The sequence below is a fragment of the Burkholderia sp. 22PA0106 genome, assembly GCF_047497155.1.
In the GTDB taxonomy this organism is placed as follows: domain Bacteria; phylum Pseudomonadota; class Gammaproteobacteria; order Burkholderiales; family Burkholderiaceae; genus Burkholderia.
Map to the genome: position 1 here is coordinate 2,434,016 of NZ_CP163163.1, position 12,181 is coordinate 2,446,196.

General features: G+C 68.8%; 7 protein-coding genes. 3 read left to right on the plus strand and 4 right to left on the minus strand.

The window, feature by feature from the left end; translation table 11 throughout:
• The first annotated feature begins 124 nt into the window (after positions 1-124).
• Positions 125-931, plus strand: coding sequence for an EAL domain-containing protein (locus tag AB4850_RS25555; protein ID WP_414442267.1), 807 nt, complete (start codon positions 125-127; stop codon positions 929-931).
• A 73-nt stretch (positions 932-1,004) separates the two neighbouring features.
• On the opposite strand, the gene AB4850_RS25560 is transcribed toward AB4850_RS25555, so the two are convergent.
• The 4 genes from AB4850_RS25560 to ccrA form a co-directional block, all read right to left on the minus strand.
• Positions 1,005-1,760 carry a glucose 1-dehydrogenase gene (locus tag AB4850_RS25560; protein WP_414442268.1) on the minus strand — a complete coding sequence of 252 codons (756 nt, stop codon included), beginning with the start codon at positions 1,758-1,760 and terminating at the stop codon, positions 1,005-1,007.
• A 58-nt stretch (positions 1,761-1,818) separates the two neighbouring features.
• A complete protein-coding gene (locus AB4850_RS25565; protein WP_414442269.1) occupies positions 1,819-2,292 on the minus strand; it encodes a MaoC family dehydratase in 474 nt (157 codons plus the stop codon).
• A 59-nt stretch (positions 2,293-2,351) separates the two neighbouring features.
• A complete protein-coding gene (locus AB4850_RS25570; RefSeq protein ID WP_414442270.1) occupies positions 2,352-6,221 on the minus strand; it encodes a type I polyketide synthase in 3,870 nt (1,289 codons plus the stop codon).
• Positions 6,222-6,301: 80 nt separating this feature from the next.
• Positions 6,302-7,597, minus strand: coding sequence for a crotonyl-CoA carboxylase/reductase (ccrA, locus tag AB4850_RS25575; RefSeq protein WP_414442271.1), 1,296 nt, complete (start codon positions 7,595-7,597; stop codon positions 6,302-6,304).
• A 387-nt stretch (positions 7,598-7,984) separates the two neighbouring features.
• Between ccrA and AB4850_RS25580 the strand changes: the two genes are divergently transcribed.
• Together AB4850_RS25580 and AB4850_RS25585 are read left to right on the plus strand one after the other, a co-directional pair.
• A complete protein-coding gene (locus AB4850_RS25580; RefSeq protein ID WP_414442272.1) occupies positions 7,985-10,168 on the plus strand; it encodes an AMP-binding protein in 2,184 nt (727 codons plus the stop codon).
• Positions 10,169-10,226: 58 nt separating this feature from the next.
• Positions 10,227-11,993 (plus strand): hypothetical protein, encoded by a 1,767-nt coding sequence (locus AB4850_RS25585; RefSeq protein WP_414442273.1) that lies wholly within the window; start codon positions 10,227-10,229, stop codon positions 11,991-11,993.
• The last annotated feature ends 188 nt before the right edge of the window (positions 11,994-12,181 follow it).

The window sequence follows — 12,181 nt, forward strand, 5'->3', positions numbered from 1 at the left end:
CCAAAAATAGCAATTTCAATAAAATATTATCGCTCCCGCGGTCGCCATGCCGGGCGGCAACCTCATTGAGCGAAAGCCATCGCTTTGGCAATACATCCATTGCTCGTCATTTCGTGGAACTTAAATGAATTCTTCGCCAACCGATCGATTGGAAGACATCGTCAGCGACGCCGAACGAGGCCTCGATCAGGACGAGTTTTTCTTCAAATTGCAGCCGAAAATCCGCTTGTCGGAGAATCGGCTGTCCGGTTTCGAGTATCTGATTCGATGGCGACACCCCAACGGCGATGTGCTGCTGCCGGCCTACTTCATCAGCGTGGTCGAAGAGTCATCGCTGGCCGATCAGTTCACGAATCGGCTGCTCGAGCGGGCCGCGCAGCGCCTCGCGCACTGGCAGGCCGCCGGCCATGGCGATCTGTCGGTCGCCATCAACCTCTCCGCCGAGCAGCTCGGCAGCCGCGACCTGCCCGCTCGCCTCGCGGCCCTGTGCGATGCCTACGGCATTGCGCCGCGCCGGCTAGAAATCGAATTGACGTGCTTCGTTCAACTGGATCGGCTCGACTGGCTGGTCGACGCGATTCAGGCGGTTCAGGCGCTGGGCGTGGGCGTGGCGCTCGACGATCTGGGTGCAGGATTCAATTCACTGACGTTCCTGCAGCAGTTGCCCGCCGAAATCGTGAAATTCGATCGATCGCTGCTGGCCCACGTTCCGGCCAACGAGGAAGCGACGGCCATGTTTCGGAAGCTGATGGGGATCGCGAGGGAGAACGGCAAGCGGATCGTGATCGCCGGCATCGAGACGCGTGAGCAGCACGCGTGGGCCAGCACCTTGATCGACGTCGAGGGACAGGGGTACTTCATTGGCGAGCCCTGCGAGGAATCGCAGGTTCACGAGGTGATCGGCCGCTTCAAGCCGGCCGATTGCCGCTAGCAGGCGGCGCGAAGCCGACAAGGCCGACAAGGCAGCCGACGCAGCCGCTCCGGCTGCGTCGGCTGCATCGGTGCTATGCGGCCGAGTAGCCGCCGTCCACCGCCATCGTCGCCGCGGTCATGAAGCTCGCGGCGTCCGACGCCAGGAACAACACCGCCTCGGCAATCTCGTCGACCGACGCGAAGCGGCCCACGGGATGCAGCGCCTTGAGCCGCTCGCCCACGTCGGTGTCCGTCATCCAGCGCTCGGCCATTTCGGTCAGGACCAGGCCCGGGCACAGCGCGTTGATGCGGATATTGCGCTGGGCATATTCGAGCGCCGCGGCCTTGCTGAGCCCGATCAGGCCATGTTTCGACGCGTGATAGGGCGCGCAATCGAATGCCGACCCGACCAACCCGAACACCGACGCGACGTTGACGATCGCACCGCCGCCATTCTTGAGCAGTTCGGGTATCTCGTACTTCATCGACAGGAACACGCCCTTCAGATTCACGTCGAGCACCGCATCCCATTCCTGCTCGGGCACCTCGGCCAGCGACTTTCCGTAAGCGGCCATGCCGGCGTTGTTGATGGCGATATCGAGCTTGCCGTAGGCCTCGATGGTCGCGCCGACCGCCCTCGCGCAATCTTCGGCGCGGGTGATGTCGGTTTGCGTGAAGATCGCGTCGCCGCCTTCGGCGCGGATCAGCTCGACCACCTGGCGCCCTTCTTCCTCGCGCCGTGCCGCGATGCCGACCTTGGCGCCCTCGCGGGCGAACAGCCGCGCCACGCCCTTGCCGATTCCCGAGCTGCCCCCGGTCACGAGTACGACCTTTCCTTTCATGCGCATGGTGATGCCCTTGTTTCCTTGAAGAGAATGATGAGATTGCTGGTCCGGCGCCCGGCGTTCAGTCCGCGAGCTGCATCGCCCGCTCCGGCAATCCGGCGCCGCCCGGCCGCTTCGATGTCGCCTTGACGACCGCTTCCCCGTCGACCACCACCTTCCCGTTCACTTCGCATCTTGTCGACAGCAGCACGCGCTGCCTGGCCAGGTCGAGTTCGCGAATCTCCACGATGGCGCGAACCGTTTCCCCGAGCATGACGGGCCGCCGGAACTGGAGGTGCTGCGACAGGTACAGGGTTCCGGGGCCGGGAAGACGCGCGGCCAGTGCGGCCGAGATCACCGAGGCCGACAGCATGCCGTGCGCGATGCGGCCGCCGAAGCGCGTGCCGCGCGCGTAGGCCTCGTCCAGATGCAGGGGGTTGTGATCCCCCGTGGCGTTGGCGAACATGACGATATCCGGCTCGTCCAGGGTCTTGACGAAGCTGTCGCTCATGCCGACCCGCAGGTCTTCCAGATCGTATCCACCGAGTTCGTTCATCCTGATGCTCCGAAACAAAGGGTTGGGCCACGGCGGCTCACGGCAGGCGCCGTGAAGCCTCAGACGCCGGCCACGGTTTCGCGGCTGTCGACATGGGCCTGGTCGAGGAACGCCGCGACGCGTTGCGCGGCGAGCGCGCCCACGATCGAATCGTGGTCGTCGTCGAAGATGCCGAGCCCCACCGTGCCGCGCGTCAGCGCATGCAGATGGGGAATCGGGTCCGCCTGCTCGTGCCGATTCGCGCCCCTGAGCGCCAGCGCATACGCGATCGGCGCATCGACGAGCGCGGGCACGTGCCTGCCGAGCGCCAGCGCGTTCGATGCCACCACGCCGCGCAAGCGCGCGAACGCATCGGCGGCCATTCTCGGACGCAGCGCCGCGAGCCCCAGGTCCTGGTCGAGCAGCGCGATGAAGCGGGCCGTCTCCAGCAGCGATGCGGGCGTCGGGTCGCCGGCATGCGCCTGCGCCTCGGCCAGGATCGACTTGAGCCGCGCGACGAAACTGCCCCCCGGAAACGGGCTGTCGACGATCAGCAGCGGCGGCGCGTCCCGCCCCTCGCGCTCCCACTGCGCCGCCATCTCGTGCGCCACCAGGCCGCCGAACGACCAGCCGCCGAGCCGGTCCGGCACACGTCCGAGCGCGCTTTCGAGCGCCTCCCGGTAGGCATGCGCGAGGCCCGCCACGCTGCGCCCGGCGAGCGGCGTAGAGGTATCGAGATCGGGATGCCGCACGCCGACGATCCTCGGATTGCCGGGCCACGACGCCGCGAGCGCCTGGTAGCAGAGCACGTCGCCGCCCACCGGATGGATCAGTGCGATCGTGGCGCCCTCGCCTTCGCGCAGCGTCTCCACGAGCTGCGCGGTGGCCGGGTTCGATGCCGGCCCCGATGCGATCGAAGGCGTCTCGGGCGCGCCCGGGCGCGGGTTGCCGTGAAACCACGCGGCCAGCGACGCGATCGTCGCGCCGCGCACCAGCAGCGAAACCGGCAGCGATTGGCCGAAGCGCTGCTGCAGGCGATGGCGCAACTCCGTCAAGGACAACGAATCGAATCCGCATCGCGTCAAGGCGGTGTGCTCGTCGATCGCGCCCGGCAGCGTCTGCACCGAGCTCACGATCTCGCGGATCAGGTCGCGAGTGTTCGAAACGGAAGAAGCGGAAGAAACGGAAGAAGCGGAGGAACCGAACGAAGCGGACAACGCCGGCTGCACCGTATCGGCGCCCGCAACCGCCTGCTGCCGGACCGCGTCGGGCACCGCCGGCACCGCGCGACCTTCCGCCCCTCGCCCGGGCATCGCCGGCACGGGCAGTTCCAGGTGAATCCGCTCGAACGGATAGGTCGGCAGATCGGCCGGCTGCGGCGGCTGCCGATACAGCGCGGCCCAGTTATCCAGAAAGCCGGCGCAATAGAGCCGCGCGCACGCGTGCCCGAAACCGGCCGGCTCGGGGTGCTCGTCGCCGTTCGGGCCGTCCGCCAGCGAGGAGATCGCGAGGTCCCAGCGCTGGGTGGCCGCGCGCGCCAGGTTGGACAGCGCGCTGCCCGGCCCGACCTCGAGATAGGTGCAATCCTCGTCGGCCAGCTCGCCGAGCGCCTCGGCGAAGCGCACCGGCTGTTCCACCAGGTCGAGCCAATGCTCGATGCCCGCGATGTCGGCGCCGGCCGTGCGCCCCGTCAAGGTCGAAATCAGGCGGATGCGCGGCGGCGCGAAACCCAGCGGCGCCAGCGCCGCCGCAAAGCTGTCGCGCATCGTCGCGAGCAGGGGCGAATGCCCGGGCGTGTCGTAGGTCTTGAGCAGCGACACGCGGCGCCCCTTGCCGAGCACCACCGCCTGGGCCGCCGCCACCGCCTCGGCCGTGCCGCTCAACACCGTCTGCCCGGGGCCGTTGATGCCGGCGATAAAGAGCGAGGCGCCAAGCTCGAACCACGTTTGCAACTCGTCGATGTCGGCCGCGACCGCGAGCATCGCGCCGCGCGGGGTCTGCGTATCGAACAGGCGGCCGCGCGCCTCCACGGCCCGCAGGCCATCCCCGAGCGACATCACGCCGGCGATCACCGCGGCCACATGCTCGCCCAGCGAATGCCCGATCACCACGTCGGGCTCGCGGCCCAGCTCGATCCAGACGCTCGCCAGCGCGTGGTGGAACACGAAATGCGCGAGCTGCCCGACCCGATGCCGGACGGCCTCGGGCTGCTCGCCGCGCAATGCGCCCAGCACCTCGGCGGCGAGCCTCGCCTCCAGCCGCTTCAGGCAACGATCGACGTTGCGATGAAACAGCGGATTGTCGCGATAGAGCGCCGCGCCGATGCCGGGCTTCCAGGCGCCTTGCCCCGGGATCAGGAAGACCAGCTTGCGGCCCGGTTCGGCATCGGCGCGATGCCAGCGCCCGCTCGGTTCGTCAGCCAGGAAATCGTCGAGCGCCTGCACGAAATCGCGGCGCGTCGTGCCGACCAGCGCGACCCGCACGGGCCAGTGCTCGCGCCGGATGCTGGCGGTACAGCAGAGGTCTCGCAGCGCCACGCCGTCGTTCAAGAGATGCAGGCGAAACTCGGCGGCCAGGCGCCGGCAACCGGCCAGCGATTGCGCCGACAAGGGCAGGACCCGGTCCCGCGCCGGCAACGCGGCGGCCTCGGGCGCGGGGGCGCGCGCCAGGATCAGATGAACATTGGTGCCGCTGATGCCGAAGCTGCTGACGCCGACATGGGCATCGGCATCGAGCGCGGCCGCCTCGCGCGGCACCTGGAGCCCGCTGCCTTCCCAGCGAAAGCGCGGATTCGGTTCCGCGAAGTTCGCCTGGGCCGGAATCCGGCCGTGGCGCAGCACCAGCATCGCCTTGATCAGCCCCGCGACGCCGGCCGCGGATTCCAGATGGCCGAGCTGGGCCTTCACGGAGCCCACCATCAACGGCCGAACCCGGTCGCCGCCCGGGTTGTACGCATTGCGCAGCGCGCCGAGTTCGATCGGATCGCCCAGCGGCGTGCCGGTGCCGTGCGCCTCGACATAGGCGACGGCCTCGGCGCCGATCCCGGCGCGCGCCAGCGCGCGACGGATCACGCGTTCCTGCGCCGCCCCGTTCGGCGCGGTCAGGCCGTTGCTCGCGCCGTCGCTGTTGATCGCGGAGCCGGCCAGCACGGCGTCGATCCGGTCGCCGGCTTCTCGTGCGTCGGCCAGGCGCTTCAGGACCACCACGCCGCCGCCCTCGCCGCGCATGTAGCCGTCGGCTTGCGCATCGAATGGCCGGCAGGTCTCCGAGCGCGACATCGCCTGCAGACGCGCCATCGCGATGGTTTCCTCGGGGCCGAGGATCAGGTTGATGCCGCCGGCGATCGCGATGTCGCAATCCCCGGCGAGCAGGCTCTGCGCGGCGAGGTGCACGGCCGCCAGCGACGAGGAGCACGCCGTGTCGACGAACACCGCCGGCCCGTGCACGCCGAGGCTGTAGGCGACGCGCCCGGCCAGCACGGCCTTGTGGGTGCCGAGCCGCGCGTAGCTCGTGATCCGTTGCGGATCGCCCGACCAGATGCTGCGCCGGCCGTAATCGACCTCGCCGCTGCCGACGAACACGCCCGCGTCCTGCCCGCGCAACCGCGACGGCACGATGCCGGCGCTCTCCAGCGCGGCCCAGCACAGCTCCAGCATCCAGCGCTGCTGCGGGTCCATCGCCAGCGCCTCGGCACGGGAAATGCGGAAGAACGCCGGATCGAATTCGAACACGCCGTCGACGTAACCGGCGCGGCGTGCGTAGGTGGTGCCGGGCGTGTCGGGGTCGGCGTCGAAGCAGGCCTCGATATCGAAGCGCTCCGCCGGCGTGTCGCGCAGCGCCGAGCGCCCCGATTGCAGCAACGACCAGTAGGACGACGGCGAGCGAACCTCGCCGGGGAAGCGATAGGCCGAACCGATGATCGCGATGTGCGAGTCAGGCTGCGTCTGCATGAGTTCCTCGAATCGACAGTTGAACCAGGGCCGGGCGCGCCGTCCGGCCGCCGCGTGCCTTGCGTAATTCGCAGGCCTCGTCAGCGCGCGAGCGGCGCCGGGATCTGCCGGCCGTCGTCGTGATGCCGGGCATTGACGAGCACGGCCATGTTGCCGGGCGCGTGCTCGTTGCGACGCATCTTCTGGTGCGCCTCGGCAAGCTGGTCCCAACCGAAGACTTCCGAGAGGCACGGGTCGATCCTGCCGGCGATCACCAGGCGGTTCGCCTCCGCGGCCTGCTTCAGGTTCGCGAAATGGCTGCCCTGGATCCGCTTCTGCCGCATCCAGACATAGCGCGCGTCGCAGGTGAGCTCGTAGCCGGTGGTGGCCGCGCAGAACACCACCATCCCGCCGCGCTTGACCACGAAACACGACACCGGAAACGTGTTGCGGCCGGGGTGCTCGAACACCATGTCCACGTCCCGCTTCTCGCCCGCGGCCTGCCAGATCGCCTTGCCGAAGGCCCGCACGCTGTCCATGTAGGCGCCGTATTCGGGGGCCGTCATCGCGGGCGGCACGCCCCAGCAATCGAAGTTCGCGCGATTGATCACGCCGGCCGCGCCCAGGCGCTTCACGAACGGCGCCTTCGCCTCGTCGGAGACCACCGCGATTGGCTTCGCACCCGCCAGCGCCGCGAGCTGGATCGCCATCGTCCCCAGTCCGCCCGCCGCCCCCCAGATCAGCACCGACTGGCCCGGCCCGAGCGCGTGAGGACGGTGACCGAACAACATCCGGTAGGCGGTGGCGAGCGTGAGCGTGTAGCTGGCGCTCGCGGCCCAGCTCAGATGCCGCGGGCGCGGCAGCAGTTGCGTGGCCTGCACGCGCGAGAACTGCGCGAACGAGCCGTACGAGGTTTCGTAGCCCCAGATGCGCTGGCTGGGCGACAGCATCGGATCGCCGCCGTTGCATTCCTCGTCGTCGCCGTCCACCTGCGAGCAATGCGCGATCACCTCGTCGCCCACCTTCCAGCGCCGGACGTTGCGACCGACCTTCCAGACCACGCCGGCCGCGTCGGAACCGGCGATGTGATACGGCGCGTCATGCAGGTCCAGCACCGAGAACGGCTGGCCCATCGCGGCCCACACGCCGTTGTAGTTGACGCCGGCGGCCATCACCAGCATCAGCACGTCGTCGTCGCCGATCTCGGGCACCGGCACCACCTCCTGCGTGAAGGCCTCGGCGGGTTCGCCGTGCCGCTCGCGGCGGATGGTCCAGGCGTGCATCTTCTTCGGCACCACGCCGAACGGAATCGTTGCGCCGACATCGAAAACTTCCGGCACCTCGACGGGAATGTCGACGGGAATCTCCACCACCTCGTCCATCACCTGATCAGTCATGTCCTCTCCATTTCGGCGCGATGTGAAGGCCGCCGCTTGGTCGGCGGCCCGGGGCGATATGCGATGCGAATGGCGGCCAGAATAAGCGCTGGGAACGCGGAGAAAGTGAACATTTGTCACGCTTCGCAGCGGCCGCGCACGGTTCAGAAAAGTTCAGATTCCCGCGTTGGCAGCGTGCCAACATGGCGACCATCGAACCGGCCGGAACGGCAGCGCATGTCGCCCGACGGCCCGGCTCCGGACCCCTCGATGCGCGATGCCGCATCGAACCGAAGCAGGTTTCACCGTGCCTCGCGAACGCGCCCATCGACTCGATTCGCCTCGATTCGCCGGCTCGCAACGGGCCGCGGCCAGCCGCCCACGCCATCCGATAACTGGAGAGTTTCCGTGTCGATCGATCCCCTGCACGACCAAGACCGCAGCTTTTTCGACGTCCTCGAACAACGGGCCGCGCTGCATCCGGAGCGCATCGCCTATATCGCGGTGGGCGCCGACGGCATCGAAACCGCGCGGCTCGCCTACGGCGAACTGCATCGACGCGTGGAGGCCTATGCCGACGCGCTCGACGCGCACGGTGTAAGCGGCTCGCGCGCGCTGATGCTGTTCGAACCCGGCCTCGCCTTCGTCGTGACCTTCCTGGGCTGCCTGCGCGCGGGCGTGATCGCGATTCCGGCCAATATCGCCAAGCCGGGCCGCACGAGCTGGGACCGGCTAGTGGCGATCGTGCGCGATTCGGGCGCCACCTGCCTGCTCACCGAACAGGCCTCGACCACCAAGCTGTCCGGCTGGCTCGCCACCAATCCGGAGTTGTCGGCGCTCGACATCCTGTGCCTCGAAAACGCAGCGGGCGGCGCGGCGCCGGCGCGCGTGCGTCCTCGCGACGACACGCCCGCCTTCCTCCAATACACGTCGGGCTCCACCGGCAATCCGAAGGGCACGGTGATCACGTTCGGCAATCTGGCCGCGAACGCGCGCATCACCGGCCCCGCCACCGGAATCGACCATCAGGCGCGCGTGGTGACGTGGTTGCCGCCGTATCACGATCTCGGCCTGATCGGCAACCTCCTGCAGACGCTGTGGGCCGGCGCCGAGTGCGTGCTGATGCCGTCGGTATCGTTCGTGCAGAACCCCGCGCGCTGGCTGGAAACCATCGACCGCTATCGCGCCACCGTCAGCATGGCGCCCAACTTCGCCTACGAGCTGTGCGTGCGCCGCATTCCCGAGGCGCGCCGCGCCGATCTCGACCTGTCGAGCTGGAAGGTGGCGTTCAACGCCGCCGAGCCGATCCGGGCCGCCGCCGTTCACCGCTTCCGCGACGCGTTTCGCGACAGCGGCTTTCGCGCCGCCAGCATGCAGACCGCCTACGGGCTGGCCGAGGCGACGCTGGTGGTGTCGGCCGCCGATCCGGACGCCGAGCCCGTCATGCTGTCGGTCGATTCGCGCGCGCTGGATCAGGGCCGCATCGAGATGGCCGACGACCCGCAAGCCCGGCGTGAAATCGTCGGCTCGGGGCGGGTTCGGGCGCCGCAGCGCGTTCGCATCGTCGATCCCGAAACGGCCGCGCCCTGCGCGGCCGACGAGATCGGCGAGATCTGGGTGGGCGGGCCGTGCGTCGCCCATGGCTACTGGGGCCGGCAGGAAGAAACCCGGCGCACGTTCCAGGCACGCACCACCGACGGCGACGGCCCGTTCCTCAGAACCGGCGATCTCGGCATCGTTCTGGACGGCGAGCTTTATGTCACGGGGCGCATCAAGGAAGTGATCATCGTGCGCGGACGCAAGATCTATCCGCAGGACATCGAGGCGACGGTGCAGCGTGCCCACGACGCGCTGCGTCCCGCCGGAGGCGCCGCGTTCGCGGTCGAGACGGGCGACGGCGAAGCGCTGGTGGTGGTGCAGGAAGTCGAGCGCTCGATGCTCACGACGATCGACCGGCAGGCGCTCGTGTCGCTGATCTCGCAGGCCGTGCTGCGCGAGCACGATCTCGCCATCGCCGAGGTCGTGCTGGTCAAGCCCGAGGTGGTGCCGAAAACGTCGAGCGGCAAGATCCAGCGCGTGCTGTGCCGCGACCTGCATGCCCGTGGCGAACTGGACCGAATCGTGCAGGGGCGCTCTCCCCGCTCGGCCTCATTGTCATTGGGTGCCGATGCCGGCGACCCGCGCATCGTCGGCATCGTCGTCGAGCCGGACATGGCCGCCGAGGCGGCCACGCATGCCGCGGCCGACGCCATCACGTTGGCCGCCATGCAAGCCACGCCGCCCGCGCGGATCGATGCCGCCGCCATCGTCGCGCTGATCACGGCCTGGCTGGCCGACAACGGACTGAAGACGCCCACCGATCCCCGGCAAACCTTCGCGGAGCTCGGTTGCGATTCCATGCACGCCGTCGGCCTCGCGTTGCACCTGGAGGCCCGGCTCGGCACCGCGATCGATTCCACCACTGTGTACGACCATTCGACGGTCGCGACGCTCGCCGCCGCGCTGCATCGGCGCGTCGATGCCGGCGACGCGGCCCACCTGGCCGCCGAACGCGTGACCCTCGACGACGACGTCGAGATTCCCGGCTGGTGAGCGCCCGTCACGCTCGCCCGGCACCCGCGCCCCTCCTCAACGCACTCAAGGATTCAACATGCTACGCAAGCTGATTCATGGCCCCGGCAAGGGCGTCCACGTCGAACTGACCGCGCTGCTGAATCAGCCGGCGTTCCAGCCTCGATTCGACGCGCCGGATCGGATCGACCAGCATCGCCGCACCTATGCGCAACTGAAGGCCATCAACGATTGGGCCGGATCGGGCTCGGCCCTGCTGGCCGACCGCGAACGCTTCTTCGGCATGCTGTCGTTCGTGGCAACCGTCAATCCGGCGCTGTTCAGCGCGGCGCAATCGCACTACGGCGTAAGCCTCAGTTCGGTCAGGATGCTGGGGCGGCCGTCCGCCGCGCTCGACACGGTGATCGCCGAACTCGACCGGCTCGATTCCGTGGCCACCATCCTGATCACCGAGATCGGCGTGGCCTGCAGCCACATGAGCGTCGAGACGCGCGCCGACTACGATCCGCACGGCGATGAGTTCGTGCTCACGACGCCGCATGCCGGGGCCTGCAAGTTCATGGGGAACATCGCCCTCGACGGGGTGGCCAAGACGGCGATCGTGTACGCCCAACTGTGGAGCGGCGGCCAGCCATGCGGGCTGTTCCCCTTCGTCGTGCCGATTCGCGATCGCGAGCGCGTGTTCGACGGCATCCACATCAGGACCTTGCCCGGCCCGACGCCGCTCGATCTCGACTACAGCGTGATGTCGCTGGACGGGGTTCGCGTGCCGCGCACGCACTGGCTGCAGGACAGCGCCGATCTCGACCGCAGCGGCCGCTTCGAGGATCCGCTGAAGGGCACGGACCAGCGCCTGGTGCGTTCGCTGGCGATCAGCACCAACGCGTCGACCGCCACCTCCGTCGCGGCCGCCGCCGCCGCGAGAGCCTGCGTATGGACCGCGCTGCGCTACGCCTCGCGCCGCAAGACCCACGCACGCCTGGGCACCGATCGCCGGCTGCTGGAATTCCGCAATCAGCAAGGCCTGCTGTTGAGCGCCCTGGCCGAGGCGTATGTCGTCAGCGGCTTCGCACGCAGGCTGGTCGAGCAGCATGGCGTGCAGGGCAGCACGGACAAGATCGCCACCGTGCCGTGGGCGGCCGTGAATCGGCTGGCGGCCTTCACCAAGGCCATCTCGGTGGCCGGCGCGAGCGAGGTGGTTCGCCGCTGCCGCCATGCCGGCGGCAGCCACGGCTGCCTCGGCGTGAACCGTTACGGCAGCTACCAGGATCTCGCCGACGCCTATACCTGGGCCGGCGGCGACAATCAGCTCATCCTGATCGAGATCGGGCGCCAACTGGCTTCGGCCCCCGCGGCCTCGCCCGACGACCTGAACCCGCCGGACACGCTCGATGGCGCCGATGCCATCCGGCGCCTCGCCACCTTCGAGGAGCGCCGCCAGTACGAACGCGTCACCGCCGGGCTCACGCCGGCCAAGCTCGGGGATGCCGATTTTTCCGCGACCTGGGAGCCGCGCCTGCCCGGCTTGCTCGATCTGGCGAGAACGCATGGCGCGCGTCAGGCGATCGAGGCGTTCCTGGCGTACCCGGTCGAGGGCGCCGACACGCAAGCCGTGCTCGCGCTCGCCAGCCTCTATGCGGTCGATCATTTCGGCGCGGCCCTCTCCTATGCCGCGCGCGATCGCATCGTTTTCGGCGCCTGCGACGTGGTGATGGCGCATCTCGACCGGTTGCTCGACGCGTTCGAACTGAACGACGAGATGGTGCCGGCGCCGATGGCGCGGGACGATTATGTCGGCGCGTATGTGGGCGATCTTCCGATCGGCGGTGCACGAACGGCGGTTTGAACGCCGAAGCGAGGGTGGAGGCGGAGGCGGTTTGCGCCGCCTTGCACCACGCCGAGCGCACCAATTTCGCATCGCTGCACCAGGATCATTCGCGCCAGGCGCCGAATTCGTGCAAGGCGGAGCGCGGCCATGCTTCCCCGCCTGGCGCAAACGCCTGATTGATCGAACTTTCTTCGAGCACGCCCCGA